This is a genomic window from Hydrogenophaga sp. IBVHS1 (assembly GCF_002127265.1).
GTDB lineage: Bacteria > Pseudomonadota > Gammaproteobacteria > Burkholderiales > Burkholderiaceae_C > Hydrogenophaga.
Genome location: NZ_NFUU01000001.1, coordinates 2,068,494 through 2,091,121, shown reverse-complemented (window position 1 = coordinate 2,091,121; position 22,628 = coordinate 2,068,494). Strand labels below are relative to the sequence as shown.

Below are 22,628 nucleotides of genomic sequence, written 5' to 3'. Positions count from 1 at the left end.
CCATGAACATTGCCGACCTGCAGCAGCCCGAACTTGCCTCCCAATTGCAGCGCGTGCTGGACAACAAGACCAAGCCCGTAGGCTCGCTCGGCCGCATCGAGGCGCTGGCCCAGCGCATCGGCTTGATCCTGGGCAGCGCCCAGCCGCAACTCCGCGATCCGCAAATGCTGGTGTGCGCCGCCGACCACGGCCTGGCCGCGCGCGGTGTATCGGCCTACCCGAGCGATGTGACCTGGCAGATGGTGGAAAACTTCCTCGCCGGTGGCGCGGCGGTGAGCGTGCTCGCTCGTCAGCACGGCATTGGCCTCACGGTGGTGGACTGTGGCGTGAACCACGACTTCGAGCCGCGTGATGGCCTGCTCATCCGCAAGATCGCGCACGGCACGGCCGATGCACTGGCCGGCCCGGCCATGAGCGCGGCGCAGTGCGAGCAGGCCATTCAGAACGGACGCGACATGGTGAGCGACCTGCCGGGCAATGCGCTGCTGCTCGGCGAAATGGGCATTGGCAACACATCGGCCGCCTCGATGTTGCTGGCGCGCCTGGGCGGTCTGGCGGTGGCTGACGTCACAGGTGCGGGCACCGGGCTCGACGCCGATGCCGTGCTGCGCAAGATCGACGTGTTGCGCCAGGTGATGGCGCTGCACGCCGAGGCCAGAGCGCCGCTGGAAGCCCTGGCGGCCTTCGGCGGTTTCGAGATCGCCACGCTGGTGGGTGCCGTGCAACAGGCCGCAGCCGAGCGCCGGGTGATCGTGGTGGACGGCTTCATCGCCAGCGCGGCGGTGCTGGTGGCCGCCAGGTTGCAGCCGGCCGTGTTGCAGCGCTGCGTGTTCGCCCACCGCTCTGGCGAGCGCGGCCACGCGCTGATGCTGGCACACCTCAAGGCCGAGCCGCTGCTGGATATGGGCCTGCGGCTGGGCGAAGGTTCGGGAGCGGCGCTGGCGTGGCCGTTGCTCGTGAGCGCCTGCGCGCTCCTGCGCGAAATGGCCAGCTTCGAGGGCGCGGGCGTTTCGCGCAGCGAAGCCCAGGAGCCGCTGCAGACATGATTCTGTTCGTGCGCCACTTCCTGCTGGCCGTGCAGTTCTTCACCCGCATTCCCGTCACGGGCGCGCTGGCCAACTGGGTGGGCTTCAGCCCCGCAATGCTGCGCGCGAGTGCGGCGCATTTCCCCGGTGTGGGCTGGATCGTGGGTGGGTTGAGCGCGCTGGTTTTTGGCGCATGTCTGTGGCTGCTGCCCAGCTTGCCCGCTGCGCCCTGGGTGGCGGCCATCGCCAGCACGGTCTTCAGCGTGTTGCTCACCGGCGCTTTTCACGAAGACGGCCTGGCCGACCTCGCCGATGGCCTCGGCGGCAGCCCCGACCGCGAACGCGCACTGGAGATCATGAAGGATTCGCGCATCGGCAGCTATGGCGCGATCGCGCTGGTGCTGGCGCTGCTGGCCAAGGTGGCGCTGCTGGTCTTGCTGGCGCAGGCCAATGCCACGTTGGCCGTGTTCGCCCTGTTTGCTGCCCACGTCACTTCGCGCACGGTCCCGCTGCTGGTGATCCGCACACTGCCCCACGTGGGCGACACGCCGCAATCGAAAAGCAATCCGCTGGCAGAGAGCATCAGCAACGGCGCCTTGCTTGCCGGCCTGCTCTGGTGGGCGCTGGCCATGGCATGTGTGTGCTGGTGGATGCCAGCGCCCTGGCTCTGGGTGAGTGCCGTGATGGGCTCGCTGCTCGGGCTGGTGTGGATGTGGCGCCTGCTGCGCCGGCGCCTGCAGGGCTTCACCGGCGACGGCCTGGGTGCCACGCAGCAGGTGGGCGAGGTGATGTTTTACGTGGGCGCGGTGCTCGCCTTGGGCGTCCCGTCATGAAGCTCTGGCTGTTGCGCCATGCGCCCGTGGTGCTGGCCCCGGGCCTTTGTTATGGCGCCAGCGATGTGCCTGCCGATTCGAGCCTGACCCGGAAGGCCGCGAAGGCGTTTGCGCCGCTCTTGTCCGAGGGCACGCCGGTGTGGGTGTCGGGCCTGCTGCGCGCGCAACAACTCGCCGGCGCCCTGCAGGCAGAGCGGCCTGATCTTCGAGCCGCGCGCATCGACCTGCGCCTGAATGAAATGGACTTCGGCCAATGGGAGCTCCATGCCTGGGCGAGCATTCCGCGCAGCGCCTTCGACGACTGGATCGCCGACTTCGCGCACCACCGCTTTGGCGGCGCCGAGAGCACACAACAACTGCTGTACCGGGTGGCAGCAGCCCTTGCCGATCTGAGGCCGGCAACCTCGAGCGAGGTGGTCTGGGTAACGCATGCCGGCGTGATCCGGGCGGTGCGTCATGTGGTGGAGAGTGGCAGCCCACACATCCGCGAGGCCAGCGAGTGGCCGAAAGAAGCGCCGGAGCCGGGCGGCTGGACTTCGGTCGATCTCTGAAGCTCAGGCCTGGGTCTTGGGTTTGAAATCGCAATGCGCCGCCACCGCGCAGCGCGGGCACAGCGGTTTGCGTGCCTGGCACACATAGCGCCCGTGCAGAATCAGCCAGTGATGCGAGTCCACCGCATAGGCGGCCGGCACGCGTTTCATGAGCTGCTGTTCCACCGCCAGTGGCGTCTTGCCTGGCGCCAGCCCGGTGCGGTTGCCGACGCGAAAGATGTGGGTATCCACCGCCATGGCCGGTTGACCAAAGGCCACGTTGAGCACCACGTTGGCCGTTTTTCGGCCCACGCCTGGCAGCGCTTCCAGCGCCTCGCGCGTGGAGGGCACTTCTCCACCGTGCCGCTCCACCAGAATGCGGCAGGTCTCCATCAGGTGCTTTGCCTTGCTGCGGAAAAGGCCGATGGTCTTGATGTAGCCCTCCAGCCTTTCCAGGCCCAGGTCCAGCATGGCCTGCGGCGTGTTGGCCACGGGAAACAATTTGCGCGTGGCCTTGTTCACGCCCACATCGGTGGCCTGAGCCGATAGCAGCACAGCGGCGAGCAACTCGAACACGGTGGTGTATTCCAGTTCGGATTGCGGGCTGGGGTTGGCGCTTTTGAGCGTGGCGAAGAAGGCTTCGATGGCGGCGGCGTTCATCGGCGAGGAGTCTATCCAATGAATTGGCGACAATGCGGGCTGGTTTTTCCCGAACTCACCAGAGCTGCTGCCATGTCCTTCACGATTCCCTTCGCCGACCGACTCAACAACGTTGAAACCTCCGCCATTCGCGAACTCTTCAAGCTGCTGGGCAAGCCCGGCATCATCAGCTTTGCCGGCGGCTTCCCCGACAGCGCCCTGTTCGACGTGGAGGGCATCCGCGAAGCGGTGAACACCGCGCTGACCGAAGAAGCCGGTGGCGCCCTGCAATACGGCGCCACCGAGGGCTACCAGCCGCTGCGCGAGCAGCTGGCCACTTTCATGGGCAGCAAGGGTGCCCAGGGCGTGGGCCCCGGCAACCTGATCGTCACCACCGGCAGCCAGCAGGCGCTCGATCTTCTGGGCAAGACCATGATCTCGCCGGGCGACAAGGTGATCGTCGAAGGTCCGACCTTCCTGGCCACCATCCAGTGCTTCCGCCTGTATGGCGCTGAACTCATCAGCGCGCCGGTGGACGGCGACGGTGTGCAGGTCGACGTGCTGGAGAAGCTGATCGAGCAGCACAAGCCCAAGTTCGTCTACCTCATTCCCACCTTTGGCAACCCGAGCGGCGCCATGCTCAGCCAGGCGCGACGCCAGCGGGTGCTGGAGATGGCGGTGAAGCACCAGACGCTGATCGTGGAGGACGATCCCTATGGCGATCTCTACTTCACCGACGCGCCACCGCCCAGCTTGCTGAACATGAGTGCATCCGTGCCGGGCAGCCGGGAGCTGCTGGTGCACTGCGGTTCGCTGAGCAAGGTGCTCAGCCCCGGCCTGCGCGTGGGCTGGATGGTGGGGCCTGAAGAGCTGCTGGCCAAGGCGACCATGTGCAAGCAGTTCAGCGACGCGCACACCAGCACTTTTGCGCAGGCCACCGCCGCGCAGTACCTCAAGGCGGGCCGCATGCCCGACACGCTGGCGCGGGTGCGAGCGGTGTACGCGGAGCGCGCCAGCACCATGGGGAATGCGCTGCGGCGCGAGATGGGCGATGCGATCTCGTTTGTGCAGCCCCAGGGCGGCCTGTTTGTGTGGGCGCGCCTTACCGGTGCGGGTGGCAAGGTGAAAGACGGCGGCGAGTTTGCCCGACGCGCCATCGAGAAAAGCGTGGCCTTCGTGCCAGGTGCGCCGTTTTACGCCAGCCAGCCCGACCTCTCGACCTTGCGCCTTTCTTTTGCCACCGTGGGCCTGGACAAGATCGAGGAAGGCGTGGCGCGCCTGGCCCAGGCGCTCTGAGCTGCAGACGGCTCCTGGGCGCTCAGGTGCGGGGCAGCTGGGCCGAGCTGGTGGCGTAGGTGGGTGAGCGGCCTGTCACACCACCTTCAGCGAACACCGTCTGGCCGTTGACGTGCGAGCTCATGCGGCTGGCGAGGAACAGGATCACCGAGGCGATCTCAGGCGGTGTGCCGACCTCACCCAGCGGGTAGAGCGCGGCGGACTGGGCCAGCGTGTCGTGCGCGATGGTGGTGCGCACGCGCGGCGTGGTCACCAGGCCTGGGGCGACCGCATTCACGCGCACCTTCATCGGACCGAACTCGATGGCCGCGGCATTCACCAATTGCTGCAGCGCGGCCTTGCTGGAAGCATAGGCCGCACGGTTGGATGAGATCACCTTGCCGGACGTGGAGCTCACGAACACCATGGCGCCCCCGCCACTCTGGCCGATGAGGGGGCCGACGATTTGGAGCGAGAGAAAGGCATGGCGCAGGCCAACGTTGAACTGCCAGTCCCAGTCCTCGTCGGTGAAGTCCACCAGCGGCTTGACGCGCGGCATGCCCAGAATGTCGACCAGGCCATGGATGTGGCCATACCGCTTCATCACCTCGGCGGCGATGCGCTCCATGTCGGCCCGCACGGTGGCGTCCCCCAGTAGGGCGATGCCTCCCACCTCGGCGGCGATGGCCTCGGTGGCATCGGCGCGCCGGCCCACGCAGACCACGGTGGCGCCGGCCTGGCTCAGCGCGTGGGCGGTCTGCCTGCCAATGCCCTGGCCGGCCCCCAGAACGATGAACACCTGCCGGTCCAGCCGCAAGAGGCTGCCGTAGTCAGGCACGGGGGACTGGTCTTCCCCCTGTGGCGATGCAGCCATGGTTGAATCTCCTGTTGAACGGAACAAACGTTCATCATATTCAATAGATGGACCATTGGACATATTTGATGAAGCCAGAAGATCTGGAGCGCCTGCTCACGGTGGAAATGCCCTACGGCAAGTACAAGGGGCGGGCCATCGCCGATCTGCCGGGGAACTACCTGAACTGGTTTGCGCGCGAGGGTTTTCCGACCGGCGAGGTGGGGCGCCTGCTGGCGCTCATGCACGAAATCGACCACAACGGCCTGAGTGACCTGCTCACGCCGCTGCGGAGGCGTTGAGCAGAGGGGCGCTTACCTCAGCCCGAGTTTTTCGTGAACCCGCGCCGCGGCCCAGGCGTCGTTTGCGGCGTAGACCAACTGCGCTTCGCTCAGGCGAGGGAGCGCCCAGTTCGAGGTGGCGGCCTTCTTGGACTTGATGAAGCGCTGGTTGAACAACACCGCCACCGCACCCTTGACGCCCATGTCCTTGCGGTAACCCCGCGAACGGAACACGGTGTTCAGATCGAGCACACCCGCGGGGGCCACTTCCAGCTTGGCGACGATGCGTCGGGTGTCATCGCCCAGGCCGAAGCCGGCTTTGGTGTGGCCCGCGTGGGCCAGCAACTCCGCCACCCGGGCGCGGCACTCGGGCTCTTGCAGCTGAAACACCCAGGCGCGCTGCAGGGTGGCAAGCTGCACGATGTGTGGCCCGTCGGACACCTGATCCTTGAGAAACGTGGGCTTGGACTCGGTGTCGAATCCCCACACCGCGTGGTCGGCCAGCTCGGCGCAGGCTTCGCGCGCGTGGGCGGCCGTGCTCACCAGCGCAATCCGGTCAAGCCCCAGCCGCTCGAACGGTTCGAGCAGGGCGATCTCATCCTTGCTGGGCGTAGGGTGTTGTTCGTGGGACTGCATGGGCGCCCGAGGATACTCCGACGCGCATAATCGCGCCCTCCTACCCCGATATTGACCGCCCCGCGCCAGACCGCCATGAGAAAACTCTTTCCCCTCACCCAAGAAGGCCGTCACCGCGACCGCGTGCTCGAAGCTGTGAAGCACGAAATCCGCAAGTACCTCAAGCGGGAACGCCGCCGTGAGTTGCCCGAGGGGGTGGATTTCCTCGATTTCGATTGCCGAGTCGGGGCCGCGAAGGAAACCGCCGAGGTGGTGCACCTCTCGGCCGTGATGAGCCACCTCGACGCTGTGGCGCGTGAGGGCGGTGAGCAGGCCTATGTGGAAATCCTGGCCAAGCCAGGTGTGCGCAGACCGAGGGCCGATGCTGACCGCGACCATCCGGCACAATCAACCGATGCCTCAGACGACCCTGCCCCCGACGCCGAAAGATCCGCTGCCTGAAGGCCTGAATGAATCGCCCCCGGAAGGCGAACTCCTGAAGTTTCCCGGTTCGCCGTTCGAGCTTTTCCTGCCTTACCAGCCTGCCGGCGACCAGCCCGAGGCGATCCGCCAGCTGGTGGAGGGCGTGAACGACGGCGAGGTGTTCCAGACCCTGCTGGGGGTGACCGGCTCCGGCAAGACCTTCACCATGGCCAACGTGATCGCCCGCCTGGGTCGCCCGGCGATTGTGTTCGCGCCGAACAAGACGCTGGCCGCCCAACTCTACAGCGAGTTTCGCGAGTTCTTTCCGAAGAACGCGGTTGAGTATTTCGTCAGCTATTACGACTACTACCAACCCGAGGCCTATGTGCCGCAGCGCGACCTGTTCATCGAGAAGGACAGCGCCATCAACGAGCACATCGAGCAGATGCGGCTGAGTTGCACAAAGAGCATTCTGGAGCGGCGCGACGTGGTGATCGTGGCCACGGTTTCGGCCATCTATGGCATTGGCAAGCCCGAGAGCTACCACCAGATGGTGATGACGCTGCGAACGGGCGACAAGATCGGCCAGCGCGATCTGATAGCCCAGCTCGTGCGCATGCAGTACGCCCGCAACGAGCAAGACTTTTCACGCGGCAAGTTCCGCGTGCGCGGCGACACCATCGACGTCTTTCCCGCCGAACATTCGGAGATGGCGATTCGCATCGAGCTGTTCGACGACGAGGTCGAAACGCTGCAACTGTTCGACCCGCTCACCGGCAAGGTGCGCCAGAAGATTCCGCGTTTCACGGTCTACCCCAGCAGCCACTATGTAACCCCGCGCGAACAGGTGCTCCACGCCGTGGAGGCGATCAAGCTGGAGCTGGCCGACCGGCTCAAGGAGCTGGTGGGCATGGGCAAGCTGGTGGAAGCCCAGCGGCTTGAACAGCGCACCCGCTTCGACCTGGAGATGCTCAGCGAGGTCGGGCACTGCAAGGGCATCGAGAACTACTCGCGCCACCTCGCCGGAAGTTCGCAGGGCGAGCCGCCTTCCACCCTGACCGACTACCTTCCCAAGGATGCGCTGATGTTCCTGGACGAGAGCCATGTGCTCATGGGGCAGTTTGGCGGCATGTACAACGGCGACCGGGCTCGCAAGACGACGCTGGTGGAATACGGCTTCCGTCTGCCCAGCGCGCTGGACAACCGGCCCCTGAAGCTGGAGGAGTTTGAACAGCGCATGCGCCAGGTGGTGTTTGTTTCGGCCACGCCCGCCGACTACGAGAAGACCCATTCGGGCCAGGTGGTGGAGCAACTGGTGCGGCCCACCGGCCTGGTGGATCCCGAACTCGAGGTGCGTCCGGCCACCCACCAGGTGGACGACGTGCTGCAGGAAATCCGCATCCGCGTCGAGAAGAACGAACGCGTGCTGATCACCACGCTCACCAAACGCATGGCCGAGCAGCTGACCGACTACCTGACCGAAAACGGCGTCAAGGTGCGCTACCTGCACAGCGATGTGGACACGGTCGAGCGCGTCGAAATTCTGCGCGACTTGCGGCTGGGCTCGTTCGATGTGCTGGTGGGGATCAACCTGTTGCGCGAGGGCCTGGACATTCCCGAGGTCTCGCTGGTGGCCATTCTGGATGCCGACAAGGAAGGTTTCCTGAGGTCCGAGCGCAGCCTGATCCAGACCATCGGCCGCGCCGCCCGCAACCTCAACGGCCGAGCCATTCTTTACGCCGATCGAATCACCGAATCGATGAAGAAGGCGATGGATGAAACCAACCGGCGCCGCACCCGGCAGGTTGCGCACAACCTCGCCATGGGCATCGAGCCGCGCAGCATCAACAAGCGCATCAAGGACCTGATCGATGGCGTTTACAGCGAGAAGGCGGGCAAGGAGGCTGATCGACTCGCCGCGGAAAGCGCGCACCGCGCCAGCATCGACGACATGAGCGAAAAGGACGTGGCGCGGGAAATCAAGCGGCTGGAAAAGCTCATGCTCGAACATGCCCGAAACCTGGAGTTTGAAAAAGCCGCCAGCGTGCGCGACCAGCTGGGTCGCCTCAAGGCGCAGGTGTTTGGCGCCTCCGGCCGCGAAAACATCGCCTGAAATCGGGAACTGTCGGCGTTTGAACCGCTCAGTCTCCTTTGTGGCCGAGTGGTCGCAACGGCAATTTGTCTTGGACAGACCGGCCAATCCGCTAAGATGCCGACCAGTTCAGTGGGTTTTAAGATATACTCGACGAAAACAGTCGGGAAAGCCTTCGATCAACAGACCCTTTAAGGGTCGGGGCGGGTGGAGAAGGGGTTCGAGCCGGCGAAAGCCGGCCTCTGAGCCGTACCACGACAGTCAAGCCAACACCTCAAGGAGCTTGAAAATGCGCCTCACGACCAAAGGCCGCTTTGCGGTCACCGCCATGATTGACCTGGCCCTGCGCCAGAACAACGGCCCCGTCACGCTGGCTGCCATCAGCCAGCGCCAGCAGATTTCGCTCTCTTATCTGGAGCAACTCTTCGGCAAGCTGCGTCGCCACGAACTGGTGGAGTCCACCCGCGGCCCCGGCGGCGGGTACACCCTTGGCCGCAAGGCCGCCGACATCACCGTGGCCGACATCATTGTTTCGGTGGACGAGCCGATCGACGCCACGCAGTGCGGCGGCAAGGAAAACTGCCTGGGCGAGGGCCATCGCTGCATGACGCACGAACTCTGGGCCGCGCTCAACGCCAAGATGGTCGACTTCCTCGACTCCGTTTCGCTGCAGTCACTGGTGAACGAGCAACTGGCCAAAGGTGTCGTGGTGGAGAACGCCCCGATGATCAAGCGCGCCATTTCCAGCGCGCCAGTGGTCAAGCCGATCCGTGTGAACGCCCCCAATTCGGTGTTTGCGCTGGGCGGTGTTGCACTGTCGTCGAAGTAAGACCTCACAAGTACCACGCACTTTTCCCCGGTAACCCATGAGCACTCCGCACTTTCCCATCTACATGGACTACAGCGCCACCAACCCCTGCGATCCGCGGGTGGTGGACGCCATGATTCCCTGGTTGCGCGAACACTTCGGTAACCCGGCTTCGCGCAGCCATGCCTGGGGCTGGGAAGCGGAGAAAGCGGTAGAAACAGCGCGTGAGCAGGTGGCGGCCTTGATTGGTGCCGACCCCCGTGAAATCGTGTGGACCAGCGGAGCTACAGAGTCCAACAACCTGGCCCTGAAAGGCGCTGCGCACTTCTACAAGACCAAGGGCAAGCACCTCATCACGGTCAAGACCGAGCACAAGGCTGTGCTGGACACCTGCCGCGAACTGGAGCGCCAAGGCTTTGAGGTCACTTACCTCGATGTGCAGGCCGATGGTCTCGTCGATCTCGAGGTTTTCAAGGCCGCCATCCGGCCTGACACCATTCTTGCCTCGGTCATGTTCGTGAACAACGAAATTGGTGTGGTGCAGGACATCGCAGCCATTGGCGCGATCTGCCGCGAGAAGGGCGTGATCTTCCATGTGGATGCCGCGCAGGCCACCGGCCGGGTCGACATCGACCTGCAGACGCTGCCCGTTGATCTGATGAGCCTGACATCGCACAAGACCTATGGCCCCAAGGGCATTGGCGCCTTGTTCGTGCGGCGCAAGCCCCGCATCCGCATCGAAGCGCAAATGCATGGTGGTGGTCACGAGCGCGGCATGCGTTCGGGCACGCTGCCCACGCACCAGATCGTCGGCATGGGGGAGGCCTACCGCATCGCCAAGGCGGAAATGCACCAAGAGAACCAGCGCATCAAGGCCCTGCACGACCGCATGCTGAATGGCCTCAAGGATGTCGAAGAGGTTTTCATCAACGGCCATGAAACCCGCCGGGTGCCGCACAACCTCAATATGAGTTTCAACTATGTTGAAGGTGAGTCGCTCATCATGGGCATCAAGGGTCTGGCCGTGTCGTCGGGTTCGGCTTGCACGTCCGCCAGCCTGGAGCCCAGCTATGTGCTGCGTGCCCTCGGCCGCAGCGACGAGCTCGCCCACAGCAGCCTGCGCATGACCATCGGTCGCTGGACGACCGAAGAAGAGATCGATTACGCGATTGCCACCATCAAGGAAAACGTGGCGAAGTTGCGCGAGTTGTCCCCGCTGTGGGAAATGTTCAAAGACGGTATTGACCTGTCCACCATCCAGTGGTCAGCGCATTGAAGGAGAAACGACATGGCTTATTCAGAAAAGGTCGTTGACCACTACGAAAATCCTCGCAACGTCGGCTCGTTCGACAAAGGCGATGAATCGGTGGGCACCGGCATGGTGGGCGCGCCCGCCTGCGGCGACGTGATGAAACTGCAGATCAAGGTGAACCCGACCACGGGCGTGATTGAAGACGCACGCTTCAAAACTTACGGCTGCGGCTCTGCCATTGCCTCGTCTTCGCTGGTGACCGAATGGGTCAAGGGCAAGACGCTTGACCAGGCTGCGGCGCTCAAGAACAGCCAGATCGCTGAAGAACTGGCGCTGCCGCCCGTAAAAATCCATTGCTCCATCCTGGCCGAAGACGCCATCAAGGCGGCGGTGGACGACTACCGCAAGAAGCACCTCAACTGAGTTCCCGGGTTTATGGCCATCTCGATTTCCGAAGCCGCTGCACGGCACGTCAACCGCTACATCACCAAGCGTGGCAAGGGCGTGGGGGTGCGTCTGGGCGTCAAAACCACGGGTTGCTCGGGCATGGCCTACAAGCTCGAATACGCCGACGAGATTGCGCCTGAAGACGTGGTGTTTGAAGACAACGGGGTGAAGGTGCTGGTCGACCCCAAGAGCCTTGCCTACATCGACGGCACGCAGCTCGACTTCGTGCGCGAGGGCCTCAACGAAGGTTTTCGCTTCAACAACCCGAACGAGCGCGACCGTTGCGGCTGCGGCGAGAGCTTCAGAATCTGATGCGTCCGCGCTCCCATCCCAAGCCGCCAGTGCTCTCCAGTGCCGGCGGCTTTTGCTTTCCATGAACCTGAATCTTCAATCGAATGACTTCGAGTTGTTCGGCCTCACGCCGCGTTTCGAAGTGGACCGCGCTGCCCTGGACGACCGCTGGAAGCTTCTGCAACGCGAAGTCCATCCAGACCGTCACGCCACCGCCGACGCCCAGGCTCAGCGCCAGGCCATGCAATGGTCGGTTCGGATCAATGAGGCGTACCAGCGTTTGAAGGACCCGCTGCGACGGGCGGCTTACCTTTGCGAACTGCACGGCGCGCCGATCGAGGCTGAGAACAACACGGCCATGCCGGCGGAGTTCCTGATGCAGCAGATGCAGTGGCGCGAAGACCTTGACGAAGCCAGTGAACTTGCCGATCTGGAGCAAATGGCCGACGAGGTGGCCGCTACGCGCCGATCGATGCTGCAGGGCCTGCAGACCACGGCCGACGAACAACACGACTGGCCCGCGCTCGCCAGTCAGGTCAGAGCCCTTATGTTCGTTGAGCGCTTTGCCAGCGATGTGGAGAACCGCATCGAACTGCTGGGACAATAGCCGGTTGTTTCCTGTTCCTACTGATTCCTGACCCATGGCGCTCCTGCAGATTTCCGAACCCGGCCAGTCCCTGGATCCCCACCAGCGCCGCGTGGCCGTGGGCATCGACCTGGGCACCACGCATTCCCTGGTGGCCGCAGTGCGCCACGGCATCGCAGAATGCCTGCCCGCCGACGACGGTCGCGTGATTCTTCCCAGTGTGGTGCGCTACCTGGACCCAGTGCAGGGAGGCGCTGGTCGACAGATTGGTTTCGATGCGCTGGCCGCGCAGGTTCAGGATCCCGCCAACACCGTCAGCTCCGTCAAGCGCCTGATGGGGCGCAGCCTAGCCCAGGTGGTTGACGTGGACAAGCTCTCCTACAACGTGGTCGAGCAAGACGGCATGGCCGTGGTTGAAACCGTGGCGGGCCGCAAGACGCCGATGGAAGTCAGCGCTGAGATCCTTGCGACGCTGCGCTTTCGCGCTGAAGACAGTTTCGACGACGAGCTGTACGGTGCCGTGATCACGGTGCCCGCGTACTTCGACGATGCCCAGCGCCAAGCCACGAAAGATGCGGCCCAGCTCGCCGGCATCCATGTGCTTCGCCTGATCAACGAACCGACCGCTGCCGCCATTGCCTACGGCCTGGACAACGGTTCCGAAGGCATCTACGCCATCTACGATCTGGGCGGCGGCACCTTTGACATCTCCATCCTGCGCCTGACCAAAGGGGTGTTCGAGGTCATGGCCACAGGTGGCGATTCCGCATTGGGCGGTGACGACTACGACCAGGCCCTGGCGGCCTGGGCGCTGGCGCAGCAGGGCGTGAGCGCTGCGCTCAATGCCTCGGAACGTGCGGCCGTGCATGCCGAGGCGCGCCGCGTCAAGGAAACCTTGTCGTCTTCGAGCAGCGAAATGTTTCGCTCCAGCGTGGCCGGGTGGCACATCGAGCAGGCCGTTTCGCCGTCTGATTTCGAGGCCTGCACCGCCGCACTCACCGCCCGCACCATGACCGCCGTGCGAAAGGTGCTGCGCGATGCCGGCGTGTCCAAAGATGAAGTGCAGGGCGTGGTCATGGTGGGTGGATCCACCCGCATGCCGATCATCCGTCGCACCGTGGGCGCGTTTTTTGAACGCGAGCCGCTGACCAACCTCAACCCCGATGAAGTGGTCGCCCTGGGTGCCGCCATTCAGGCCAACGCACTCGCCGGCAACAGCCGCGACGGCGATCTCTTGCTGCTCGACGTGATTCCACTCTCGCTGGGCATCGAGACCATGGGCGGCCTGGTCGAGCGCATCGTGCCCCGCAACAGCGCCATACCGACCGCGCGCGCGCAGGATTTCACCACCTACCAGGACGGCCAGACCGCGCTGGCGCTGCACGTGGTGCAGGGTGAGCGCGATCTGGTGGCCGACTGCCGCAGCCTGGCGCGCTTTGAACTGCGCGGCATCCCGCCCATGGTGGCCGGCGCCGCGCGCATCCGCGTCACGTTCACGGTCGATGCCGATGGCTTGCTTTCGGTGAGCGCCAGAGAGCAGGGCAGTGGCGTGGAAGCGCGGGTGGATGTGAAGCCCGCTTACGGCCTGAGCGACGAGCAGATTGCGGCCATGTTGCAAGACAGCTTTGCCACCGCGCAACAAGACATCGCGTCGCGAGCACTGGTCGAAGCCCGTGTGGATGCCGACCGCATGATTGCCGCCACCCGCACCGCGCTTGCGGCCGACGCCGACCTGCTCGCACCCGCAGAGCTTCAGCAGATCGATGAGTTGATGGCCAGCCTGGCTGCGATCGTGGGCAGCGAAGACGCAGCCGCAATCGAAGCCGCCACCACCGCGCTCGCCAAAGGCACGGAGTCTTTCGCTGCGTTGCGCATGAACCGCGGCATTCAGCAGGCCCTTTCCGGCAAGAAGCTCGAAGAAGTTTAAAAAAATCCACTCGCATGCCCACGATCAAGATCCTCCCCCATCCCGAATACTGTCCGGCGGGCGCCACCATCACAGCGCCCATGGGCACATCGATCTGCGAAGCCCTGCTGGACAACAAGATCAACATTGAGCACGCCTGCGACTTGAGCGCCGCCTGCACCACCTGCCACGTGATCGTGCGTGAAGGCTTTGACAGCCTGAACGAACCCGATGAAACGGAAGAAGACCTGCTGGACCGCGCCTGGGGGCTGGAGCCCAACTCGCGGTTGTCTTGCCAGGCGGTGCTGGCACAAAAGGACGTGACGGTGGAGATTCCCAAGTACTCGATCAACCACGCCAAGGAAAAGCACTGATGCGCCAGATCGTCCTTGATACGGAGACCACGGGCCTGTCTGCAGACAACGGCGACCGCATCATCGAGATCGGTTGCGTGGAGCTGCTCAACCGCAAGCTCACCGGCAACAACCTGCACTTTTATGTGAACCCGGAGCGCGACAGCCACGAAGATGCACTCAAGGTGCACGGCATCAGCAACGAGTTCCTGAGAGACAAACCCAAGTTCGGCGCCATCGCAGACGAACTGCTCCAGTACCTGCGCGACGCCGAGCTGATCATCCACAACGCCCCGTTCGACATCAGCTTCCTCAACAAGGAACTGCAGCGCATTGGCAAGGCGCCAATCCACACGGTCATTGGCCAGGTTACAGACAGCCTGGTGATGGCCAAGGAAATGTTCCCCGGCAAGCGCAACGGACTGGACGCACTCTGCGACCGCCTGGGCGTGGACAACTCCGGGCGAACGCTGCACGGTGCATTGCTCGATGCCGAGCTGCTCGCCGATGTGTACATCAACATGACGCGCGGGCAGGACGCCCTGCTGATCGACCTGGGCGACAGTCCCGGCGAGGGCGGTGTCACCGAACAACTGGACCTGAGCCGCTTCGAGCTGCCCGTGCTGCTGGCCAACGAACACGAAGCGCAGGCGCACGACGCCTTGCTGCTCGACCTGGACAAGGCCAGCAAGGGCAAGACCTTGTGGCGTGCGTTGCAGGCCAGCTGAAGGCGCGTTTAAACCTGGCTATAATCTGAGGCTTCCGAAAGATCGGTCCAGATCAATCGGGCGGTTAGCTCAGTGGTAGAGCACTGCCTTCACACGGCAGGGGTCGCAGGTTCGAACCCTGCACCGCCCACCAGACCCAGAAAGCCTGCAAGTTCTTGAACTTGCAGGCTTTTCTGCTTCTTATCGGCGCTTTCCCCGGGCCAGAAGGCGCTTAGATTGACGGGATGTACAAGCCGCTGCCTCTGGAGGTGATCGCTCTCAACCAGCCGGTTCCCGTCAATGTGTGGGATCCGAAAGGTGTGCTGTTGCTGCGCAAAGGGGAGCCCATCACCTCGGAGCAGCACCGTGGGCATCTCATGCTGCATGCGCCCATGGTGCGCGAGAGCGACTGGCAGGCCTGGTCTTACAGCTACACCGCCGAGCTGGACCGCATGGTGCGCACCAATGAGTCGATCAGCCGCATCGCCGGACTGACCCACATGGTGGAGGTGCGAGCGGCGCCGACCGAAGACGATGAGCGGGCGCATCGGGTGTGGCCGGACTTGCACGCCACGCTGGCCACCTTGCTCCACCAAGCGGGCGACGAAAGCCAGTTTCTGAAGCGCCTGCAGCAGGTGGCGCAACGTGCCGAGCGATGCTGGCGCTCCAGCCCGGACGAAAGCTTGCTGGCGCTGGTTCAGTTGCTGTTCGACGTGCGGGTGGGCTACAGCACGACGCATGCGTTGCTGTCGGCAGGCATCTGCGAACTGCTGGCGCCCGCTGCTGGTCTGTCACCTGCTGAACAGTCGTCGCTCTTTCGGGCCGCGCTGTCCATGAACATCGGCATGACGCGCACGCACGACGCGATGGCGCGGCAAGGGAGTGCGCTGTCCGAAGCGCAACGCCAGGCGGTGCACGAGCATCCCGCGCTGGGCGTGGCTGCGCTGAAGCGATTCGGCGTGAGAGACCCCCTCTGGTTGCAACTGGTGGGAGACCACCACGAGCGGTCCGACGGCACCGGTTACCCCGAAGGCAAGCGGATTGGAGGCACCGCGCAGCGACTCCTGCAGATGGCGGACGGCTATGTGGCGAGGCTGAGCCCGCGTCAGGGCAGGGGAGGTCTGCTTTCGCAGCAGGTGGCGCGGGAACTCTACCTGGGTCCAGAGGGGCAGCCCGACCCGCTGGGAGCGCTGTTCGTGAAGCAGATCGGTTTCTACCCGCCAGGCAGCTATGTGCGCCTGGCCAGCGGCGAGCTGGGTGTGGTGGCGCGGCGGGGCGCCAGAGCCCATGCGCCACTGGTGTTTGCAATCGTCGGACGCCAGGGACTTGCTTTGGGTGAACCGGTCTTGCGCGACACGCAAGACCCCGCTTTTGAAATCAAGGCCAGCCTGGCGCCGGGCGAGGTCAAGGTGCTGGTCAACGTGCCCCGGTTGATCGCCCGCCTGTAGGCCCGCGCTCAAGCGGCTTTTGGATCGGCGGCCGCTGCCGCGCGCAGTTTGTCTTTCTTGCTGGGCCGCTGGCCCTTGATGCCGCCATTGCCCGGTGAAGGGGGTGGTGTGGTCTCGGTGGGCTCGAAGCCCGGCAGCACTTCCAGTGGCAGGCTCATGCCCTGGCGCTTTTCAATCAGGCGCCAGTGCGCCAGCGTGCCCGGGCTCACCAGACTCACCGCCACGCCGCCCGCACCGGCGCGCCCGGTGCGCCCCATGCGGTGAACGTGGTCCACCGCCGACCGCGGCAAATCGAAGTTCACCACCACCGGCAGCGATTCGATGTCGATGCCCCGCGCGGCGAGGTCGGTGGTCACGACCACGTCCCACCGCTTTTCCTTGAACTCGGCCAAAGCCTGCTGGCGCGCACCCTGGCTCAAACCGCCGTGAAACGAGGTGGCGTACAGATCGCCCTTGTGCAGCTTGGCCGCAAGACGCTCCGCCGAATGCTGCGTGGCCACGAACACGAGCACGCGTTCCCATGCGTGCTCCTTGATAAGCTGGCGAAGCAAGGTGGTGCGCCGTGCGCTGTCGACGAGGATGGCCCGTTGCAGCACCACGGCGTCTGTAGTCGACGCGGCGACGGGAAGGTCGATGCGCGTGGGTTGCACCAGCAGGCCATCGGCCAGGGCCTGTACAGACTCAGGAAACGTGGCGGAGAAAAACAGGTTTTGTCGCTGCGGTGGCAGCAGCGCCAGCACGCGCGCCAGTTCGTCGGCAAAGCCCAGGTCCAGCAGGCGGTCTGCTTCGTCGAGCACCAGCATCTGCACTTGATTCAATTTGAGCGCGTTGTGTTCCACCAGATCCAGCAGGCGCCCCGGGGTGGCCACCACCACGTCGGCTCCACCTCGCAAGGCCATCATTTGCGGGTTGATGGACACGCCACCAAACGCCACCGCCACCTTGGGCCGCAGAGGCAGGTGTTGAGCCAGGCTGCGCACCACCTCGCCGGCCTGCGCCGCGAGTTCGCGCGTGGGCACCAGCACCAGCGCTCGCACAGGCCGGGGGCCGTTGGGCGGTGAAGACGCGGTGAGCCGCTGCAACAGCGGCAGCACGTAGGCGGCGGTCTTGCCGGAGCCGGTCTGGGCGGTGGCCAGCAGGTCGGTGCCGGCGAGCACGGCCGGGATGGCCTCAACTTGAATGGGCGTGGGCGTGGAGAAGCCGAGTTCGTCGGCGGCGCGGGCGAGGTCGGGCGCGAGGCCCAGGGCGATGAATGGCATGGATCGGGGCAGTGTAGCGCCCGGTACCATCGGCAGCCATGAAGAACAAGCTATCTGCCGGCGGGTTGGTCTATTCCACAGACGCTGGTCGCATGTGTCCGGCCTGTCGCCAGCCTGTGGCGCAATGCCTTTGCAAGCAGGCTGCCCCGGCGCCTGTGGGAGACGGTGTGGTGCGCGTGTCTCGTGAAACGAAAGGGCGGGGCGGCAAGGCCGTCACGCTGGTCAAGGGCCTGGCGTTGGACGCCATCGCACTGACCGCGTTCGCGAAGCAACTCAAGGCCGCATGCGGCTCCGGTGGCACCGTGAAGGATGGCGTGATCGAAGTCCAGGGCGATCACGTGGAACGCGTTATGACGGCACTGCAGGCCGCCGGGTACCGCGTCAAACGCGCGGGCGGCTGAACCACGCCCGCGCGCTGTCCTCGATCACAGCGGTTATTTCTTGGGATCGACCTGATTGCCGATGATGCCGCCCACCGCGGCACCGCCGAGAGTGCCAAGGGTGCTGCCGCCGGTGAGCACCGAACCGCCTACAGCGCCGACGCCCGCACCAATCGCGGTGTTCTGCTGCTGACGTGTCATGCCGCCGCAGGCGGAGAGAGAGGCAGCCACTGTGAGGGTGGCGGCCAGGGCGATCCATCTGGAAGAAATGCGAGATGTGGTGTTCATGGGGTCTCCTTGTTGAAGGTGACCCCACTCTCCACCTCAAAAAAACCTGGGTCTGTACGGTGTCACACAGAAACGGATACGGTCAGCGCAGAATTTCCAGCAGCCTGTCGAGCCCGCCTTCGTTGATGGCCACCATGGCTTGCGCGCGCACGGCAGGCTTGGCGTGGTAGGCCACGGAGAGTCCGGCCACATCCATCATCGGCAGGTCGTTGGCGCCATCGCCCATGGCGATGCATTGCGAGGCTTCGATGCCGAGCAACGAGGCCACTTCCAGCAGCGTGCGCCGCTTCTCCGTACCGTCGCAAATGTCTCCCCACGCCTGGTTCACCATGCGCCCGGTGAGCTGGCCACAGTTGGGGCCGCTCTCCACTTCCAGCATGTTCGCGCGGGTGAAGTCAATGCCCAGTGTCTGCCGCACGCGTTCGCTGAAAAATGTGAAGCCGCCTGAAACCAGCAGCACCTTCAAGCCAGCGGCCTTGCAGGCGGTGATGAGTTCGGCAGCGCCAGGATTGATGCGAAGGCGTTCGGTGTAGACCTGCTCCATGTCGGCCACGGTCACGCCGCGCAGCAGCTTCACGCGCTGGCGCAGGCTTTCCTTGTAGTCGCCAATCTCGCCGCGCATGGCGGCCTCGGTGATGGCAGCCACTTCGGCCTTCTTGCCCACGGCGTCGGCGATCTCATCCACACACTCAATGCTGATGAGCGTGGAGTCCATGTCGAACGCAATGAGCTTGTAGTCGCTCAGTTTCAAGGGCGGCGTGAAGCCCCGAATGGTCAGGCCCGGGGCGAATTCAGTGGTTGTGGTGGTGGTCATGCGGGTTCGGATTGCTTCAAGGGTTGGCCGAGCGAGCGCAGCACGTCCCGCACCATCTGCACCCGATCTTTCACCTCGGGGAGCGCGCGCTCGATGCGCAGTTTTTCGTTGCCGGCCAGTTTGATGTGCTTGTTCTTCTGGATCAGCTCAATGATGCGCATCGAGTCGAACGGCGGGTTGGCGCGGAAGGTGATCTGGATCACGCCGGGCGCAGCGTCCACCTTCACCACGCCGTAGGGTGCACTGATGCAACGCAGGCGGTGCACATCAATCAGCGTCTGCGCTTGCGGTGGCAGCTTGCCGAAGCGGTCTACTATTTCCTCGAGAAGCGCGTCCACTTGATCGGTGTTCTTCGCAGTGGCAAGCTTTTTGTAGAACGACAGGCGCAGGTGCACGTCGCCGCAGTAGTCGCTGGGCAGCAAAGCGGGTGCGTGCAGGTTGATGTCGGTCGTGACCGAGAGCGGCGAGAGCAGATCGGGCTCGCGGCCGGCCTTGAGCGAGCGCACGGCCTCGCTCAGCATCTCGTTGTAAAGCTGGAAGCCCACCTCCAGCATGTTGCCGCTCTGGTTCTCGCCCAGCACCTCACCGGCACCGCGAATCTCCAGATCGTGCATGGCCAGGTAGAAGCCGCTGCCGAGTTCTTCCATCTGCTGGATGGCGTCCAGCCGCTGCGAAGCCTGTTTGGTCAGGCCTTCGGTGTCGGGGACCATGAGGTAGGCGTAAGCCTGGTGGTGGCTGCGACCCACCCGTCCACGAAGCTGGTGAAGCTGCGCCAGGCCGAACTTGTCGGCGCGGCTCATCACGATGGTGTTGGCCGTGGGCACGTCGATGCCGGTCTCGATGATGGTGGAGCACAGCAACAGGTTGTAGCGCTGGGCCACAAAGTCGCGCATCACGCGTTCCAGCTCGCGCTCGGGCATCTGGCCGTGTGCAATCGCAATGCGCGCCTCGGGCAATATTTCTTCCAGCTTCTGCCGGCGGTTCTCGATCGTTTCCACCTCGTTGTGCAGAAAATAGACCTGCCCACCGCGCTTCAATTCCCGCAGCACCGCCTCGCGGATCACGCCATTGCCTTCGTTGCGCACAAAGGTCTTGATGGCCAGGCGGCGTTGCGGCGCGGTCGCGATCACCGAGAGGTCTCGCAGGCCTTCGAGCGCCATGCCCAGTGTGCGTGGAATCGGGGTGGCGGTGAGCGTGAGCACATCCACCTCGGCACGCATGGCCTTCATCTGCTCCTTGTGCCGCACGCCAAAGCGGTGTTCCTCGTCGATGATGAGCAGGCCCAGGTCCTTGAACTTCACGCTCTCGCTGAGCAGCTTGTGCGTGCCGACCACGATGTCGACCGAGCCATCGGCCAGGCCCTTGGCCGCTGCGTTGATTTCCTTGGTGGAGCGGAAGCGGCTCATCTCGGCCACCTTCACCGGCCACTTCGAAAAGCGGTCGGTCAACGTGTGGAAGTGCTGCTCGGCCAGCAGCGTGGTGGGGGCGAGAAATGCCACCTGGCGGCCTCCGGTCACGGCCACGAAGGCGGCGCGCAGCGCCACTTCGGTCTTGCCGAAGCCGACATCGCCGCAGACCAGTCGGTCCATCGGGCGCGGGCTGATCATGTCCTGAATGACGGCGTGGATGGCGGCGCGCTGGTCGGCGGTTTCCTCGAAGCCGAAGTCGTTGGCGAACACCTCGTAGTCTTGTGCCGAATAGCGGAAGGCGTGGCCCTGGCGCGCGGCGCGGCGTGCGTAAATGTTGAGCAGTTCGGCCGCCGCATCGCGCACCTGTTCGGCCGCCTTGCGCTTGGCCTTCTCCCATTGCCCGCTGCCCAGCCTGTGCAGCGGGGCTTCGTCGGCACTCACGCCGGTGTATCGGCCAATCAGTTGCAGCTGGCTCACCGGTACGTAGAGCACCGCCTTGTCGGCGTATTCCAGGTGCAGAAACTCCTGCAGCGCGGGCGAGCCGTCGGGGTTTTTCTCCCCCATGTCCATGTTCACCAGACCCCGGTAGCGGCCAATGCCATGGGCGTTGTGCACCACCGGGTCGCCCACATTGAGTTCGGAGAGATCCTTGATCAGCGCATCGACATCGCTGACCTGCTCCTGCTTCTTGCGCCGGCGCGTGGTGGGGCCAGCGGCGAAGAGTTCGGTCTCGGTGACGAAGTCGATGCCCTCGTCGAGCCATGAAAACCCCACCGTGAGCGCGGCGGTGGCCATGCCCGTCTTTTCGTCGCTCGCCTGGAACTCGGCCAGCGAGTCGACCACCGGCGGATTCAAGCCGCTGGCGCGCAGAAAATCGAGCAGGCTCTCGCGTCGTCCATCGCTCTCGGCCAGCAGCAGCACGCGGTGCGTGGTGTTGCGAATGTGGCCTTGCAGTCGTGCGAGCGGATCTTCCGCGCCGCGCAGCACCGAGAGGTCGGGCAAGCCGTTGATTTCTGCAAATGCCGTTCGGGCTGAGCCTGTCGAAGCCTCACCAAGCCCTTCGACTAGCTCAGGGCGAACGGATTTGAGAGCGAGCTGCGCGTGCTGGTTCGCGCGAATGTAGAACTGCTCGGCGTCCAGAAACAAGGCCTCTGGAGGCAGCACCGGTCGTTCCGGGTCACCCCTCAAAAGGCGGTGGCGGTCCTTGGTGTCCTGCCAGAAACGCTGGAACGCGGGCTCGAGTTCGCCGTGCAGCACAACGGTGGCATCAGCGCCCAGGTAGTCGAACACGGTGGCGGTGTCGTCGAAGAACAGCGGCAGGTAGTACTCGATGCCGGCGGTGGCCACACCGTTGCCGATGTCCTTGTAGATGCGGCTCTTGGTCGGATCGCCCTCCAGCAACTCCCGCCAGCGGCTGCGAAAGCGTGCCCGTGCCGCGTCGTCCATGGGGAACTCGCGGCCTGGCAGCAGCCGCACTTCTGTCACCGGGTACAGGCTGCGCTGGCTGTCGGGATCGAAGGTGCGGATGCTGTCGATCTCGTCGTCGAACAAATCCACGCGGTAGGGCACCAGGCTGCCCATCGGGAAGAGGTCGATCAGGCCGCCACGCACCGCGTACTCGCCCGGGCTCACCACCTGTGTCACATGCTGGTAGCCGGCCAGGGTCAACTGGCCTTTCAGTTTGGCTTCGTCAAGCTTCTGCTTGACCTTGAAGTGGAAGGTATAGCCGGCCAGGAAGGCGGGCGGAGCCAGCCGGTACAGCGCGGTGGTGGCGGGCACCAGAACCACGTCGGCGCCGGTGTCCTTGTCGCGCTGAGAAATCCGCCAGAGCGTGGCCAGGCGTTCGCTGATCAGGTCCTGGTGCGGTGAGAAGGTGTCGTAAGGCAGCGTTTCCCAGTCGGGAAACAGCGCGCAGCGCAGCTCCGGCGCGAAGAACGCCATTTCATCGATCAGGCGCTGTGCGTCGTTGGCATCTGCCGTAACGATCGCAGTCAGCCGGCCAGCGGCCTTTTCACGCGCGGCCAGTCGGGCCACCAGCAGGGCATCGGCCGAGCCGCCTGGCAGGGGCAGGGTGTGGCGTTTGCCAGGAGAGAGTTTGGGCAAGTCCATGAGAA

The 22,628-nt window shown here is 64.5% G+C and carries 24 protein-coding genes and 1 tRNA gene; 18 read left to right on the top strand and 7 right to left on the bottom strand.

The genetic code is table 11. The features are described from left to right. Positions 1–2 precede the first annotated feature (2 nt). From cobT to CAP37_RS09975, 3 genes are read left to right on the top strand one after another with little or no spacing between them, the layout of a single operon-like run. Positions 3–1,046, top strand: coding sequence for a nicotinate-nucleotide--dimethylbenzimidazole phosphoribosyltransferase (cobT, locus tag CAP37_RS09985; protein ID WP_086124020.1), 1,044 nt, complete (start codon positions 3–5; stop codon positions 1,044–1,046). Continuing rightward, a complete protein-coding gene (locus tag CAP37_RS09980; protein ID WP_086124019.1) occupies positions 1,043–1,858 on the top strand; it encodes an adenosylcobinamide-GDP ribazoletransferase in 816 nt (271 codons plus the stop codon). The genes cobT and CAP37_RS09980 overlap by 4 nt, the downstream gene beginning before the upstream one ends. Then, the gene (locus CAP37_RS09975; RefSeq protein WP_086124018.1) at positions 1,855–2,409 is read left to right on the top strand and encodes a histidine phosphatase family protein; all 555 of its coding nucleotides are present in this window, start codon (positions 1,855–1,857) and stop codon (positions 2,407–2,409) included. Before CAP37_RS09980 ends, CAP37_RS09975 begins: the two co-directional genes overlap by 4 nt. Positions 2,410–2,412: 3 nt before the next feature. Here CAP37_RS09975 and nth read toward each other — a convergent pair whose 3' ends face one another. Next, positions 2,413–3,048 carry an endonuclease III gene (gene nth / locus CAP37_RS09970; protein ID WP_086124017.1) on the bottom strand — a complete coding sequence of 212 codons (636 nt, stop codon included), beginning with the start codon at positions 3,046–3,048 and terminating at the stop codon, positions 2,413–2,415. An 84-nt stretch (positions 3,049–3,132) separates the two neighbouring features. On the opposite strand from nth, the gene CAP37_RS09965 reads away from it, so the two are divergent. After that, complete coding sequence (locus CAP37_RS09965) at positions 3,133–4,323, top strand: PLP-dependent aminotransferase family protein (RefSeq protein ID WP_086124922.1); 1,191 nt, start codon at positions 3,133–3,135, stop codon at positions 4,321–4,323. A 22-nt stretch (positions 4,324–4,345) separates the two neighbouring features. Here CAP37_RS09965 and CAP37_RS09960 read toward each other — a convergent pair whose 3' ends face one another. Continuing rightward, positions 4,346–5,176: an SDR family NAD(P)-dependent oxidoreductase gene (locus CAP37_RS09960; RefSeq protein ID WP_086124016.1), complete on the bottom strand. Its 831-nt coding sequence runs from the start codon at positions 5,174–5,176 to the stop codon at positions 4,346–4,348. A 68-nt stretch (positions 5,177–5,244) separates the two neighbouring features. Here CAP37_RS09960 and CAP37_RS09955 point away from each other — a divergent pair, with 68 nt between their 5' ends. Beyond that, positions 5,245–5,457 (top strand): DUF3820 family protein, encoded by a 213-nt coding sequence (locus CAP37_RS09955; RefSeq protein WP_086124015.1) that lies wholly within the window; start codon positions 5,245–5,247, stop codon positions 5,455–5,457. A 12-nt stretch (positions 5,458–5,469) separates the two neighbouring features. Here CAP37_RS09955 and CAP37_RS09950 read toward each other — a convergent pair whose 3' ends face one another. Then, positions 5,470–6,072 carry a 3'-5' exonuclease gene (locus CAP37_RS09950; protein WP_086124014.1) on the bottom strand — a complete coding sequence of 201 codons (603 nt, stop codon included), beginning with the start codon at positions 6,070–6,072 and terminating at the stop codon, positions 5,470–5,472. 75 nt (positions 6,073–6,147) lie between these two features. Between CAP37_RS09950 and CAP37_RS09945 the strand changes: the two genes are divergently transcribed. The 12 genes from CAP37_RS09945 to CAP37_RS09890 all read left to right on the top strand — a co-directional run bounded on the left by CAP37_RS09945 (position 6,148) and on the right by CAP37_RS09890 (position 16,364). Then, the gene (locus CAP37_RS09945) at positions 6,148–6,513 is read left to right on the top strand and encodes a DUF6172 family protein (RefSeq protein ID WP_086124013.1); all 366 of its coding nucleotides are present in this window, start codon (positions 6,148–6,150) and stop codon (positions 6,511–6,513) included. After that, a complete protein-coding gene (gene uvrB / locus CAP37_RS09940) occupies positions 6,467–8,587 on the top strand; it encodes an excinuclease ABC subunit UvrB (protein WP_086124012.1) in 2,121 nt (706 codons plus the stop codon). Before CAP37_RS09945 ends, uvrB begins: the two co-directional genes overlap by 47 nt. A gap of 268 nt (positions 8,588–8,855) precedes the next feature. Further along, positions 8,856–9,395 carry a Fe-S cluster assembly transcriptional regulator IscR gene (iscR, locus tag CAP37_RS09935; protein WP_086124011.1) on the top strand — a complete coding sequence of 180 codons (540 nt, stop codon included), beginning with the start codon at positions 8,856–8,858 and terminating at the stop codon, positions 9,393–9,395. A 37-nt stretch (positions 9,396–9,432) separates the two neighbouring features. Then, a complete protein-coding gene (locus CAP37_RS09930) occupies positions 9,433–10,650 on the top strand; it encodes an IscS subfamily cysteine desulfurase (protein WP_086124010.1) in 1,218 nt (405 codons plus the stop codon). 12 nt (positions 10,651–10,662) lie between these two features. After that, complete coding sequence (gene iscU, locus CAP37_RS09925; protein WP_086124009.1) at positions 10,663–11,049, top strand: Fe-S cluster assembly scaffold IscU; 387 nt, start codon at positions 10,663–10,665, stop codon at positions 11,047–11,049. Positions 11,050–11,061: 12 nt separating this feature from the next. Then, positions 11,062–11,385, top strand: coding sequence for an iron-sulfur cluster assembly protein IscA (iscA, locus tag CAP37_RS09920; RefSeq protein WP_086124008.1), 324 nt, complete (start codon positions 11,062–11,064; stop codon positions 11,383–11,385). A gap of 67 nt (positions 11,386–11,452) precedes the next feature. Continuing rightward, positions 11,453–11,971, top strand: coding sequence for a Fe-S protein assembly co-chaperone HscB (hscB, locus tag CAP37_RS09915; protein WP_086124921.1), 519 nt, complete (start codon positions 11,453–11,455; stop codon positions 11,969–11,971). A gap of 34 nt (positions 11,972–12,005) precedes the next feature. Continuing rightward, positions 12,006–13,877 carry a Fe-S protein assembly chaperone HscA gene (gene hscA / locus CAP37_RS09910; RefSeq protein WP_086124007.1) on the top strand — a complete coding sequence of 624 codons (1,872 nt, stop codon included), beginning with the start codon at positions 12,006–12,008 and terminating at the stop codon, positions 13,875–13,877. 14 nt (positions 13,878–13,891) lie between these two features. Further along, positions 13,892–14,230, top strand: a complete 339-nt coding sequence (gene fdx, locus CAP37_RS09905; RefSeq protein WP_086124006.1) for an ISC system 2Fe-2S type ferredoxin — start codon at positions 13,892–13,894, stop codon at positions 14,228–14,230. Then, positions 14,230–14,937, top strand: coding sequence for a DNA polymerase III subunit epsilon (dnaQ, locus tag CAP37_RS09900; protein ID WP_179190181.1), 708 nt, complete (start codon positions 14,230–14,232; stop codon positions 14,935–14,937). Before fdx ends, dnaQ begins: the two co-directional genes overlap by 1 nt. Positions 14,938–14,995: 58 nt before the next feature. Next, positions 14,996–15,070: transfer RNA gene (locus CAP37_RS09895), tRNA-Val, on the top strand. A gap of 91 nt (positions 15,071–15,161) precedes the next feature. Continuing rightward, complete coding sequence (locus tag CAP37_RS09890; protein WP_086124005.1) at positions 15,162–16,364, top strand: HD-GYP domain-containing protein; 1,203 nt, start codon at positions 15,162–15,164, stop codon at positions 16,362–16,364. An 8-nt stretch (positions 16,365–16,372) separates the two neighbouring features. Here the strand turns inward: CAP37_RS09890 and CAP37_RS09885 are convergent, their stop codons facing one another. Continuing rightward, the gene (locus CAP37_RS09885; RefSeq protein WP_086124004.1) at positions 16,373–17,623 is read right to left on the bottom strand and encodes a DEAD/DEAH box helicase; all 1,251 of its coding nucleotides are present in this window, start codon (positions 17,621–17,623) and stop codon (positions 16,373–16,375) included. 38 nt (positions 17,624–17,661) lie between these two features. Here CAP37_RS09885 and CAP37_RS09880 point away from each other — a divergent pair, with 38 nt between their 5' ends. Continuing rightward, positions 17,662–18,024 (top strand): translation initiation factor Sui1, encoded by a 363-nt coding sequence (locus tag CAP37_RS09880; protein WP_086124003.1) that lies wholly within the window; start codon positions 17,662–17,664, stop codon positions 18,022–18,024. Between the two features lie 33 nt (positions 18,025–18,057). Here CAP37_RS09880 and CAP37_RS09875 read toward each other — a convergent pair whose 3' ends face one another. From CAP37_RS09875 to mfd, 3 genes are all read right to left on the bottom strand, one after another. Next, positions 18,058–18,291, bottom strand: a complete 234-nt coding sequence (locus tag CAP37_RS09875; protein WP_086124002.1) for a glycine zipper 2TM domain-containing protein — start codon at positions 18,289–18,291, stop codon at positions 18,058–18,060. An 82-nt stretch (positions 18,292–18,373) separates the two neighbouring features. Then, positions 18,374–19,105: a phosphoserine phosphatase SerB gene (serB, locus tag CAP37_RS09870; protein ID WP_086124001.1), complete on the bottom strand. Its 732-nt coding sequence runs from the start codon at positions 19,103–19,105 to the stop codon at positions 18,374–18,376. After that, positions 19,102–22,623 carry a transcription-repair coupling factor gene (gene mfd / locus CAP37_RS09865; RefSeq protein ID WP_086124919.1) on the bottom strand — a complete coding sequence of 1,174 codons (3,522 nt, stop codon included), beginning with the start codon at positions 22,621–22,623 and terminating at the stop codon, positions 19,102–19,104. The genes serB and mfd overlap by 4 nt, the downstream gene beginning before the upstream one ends. Positions 22,624–22,628 lie beyond the last annotated feature (5 nt).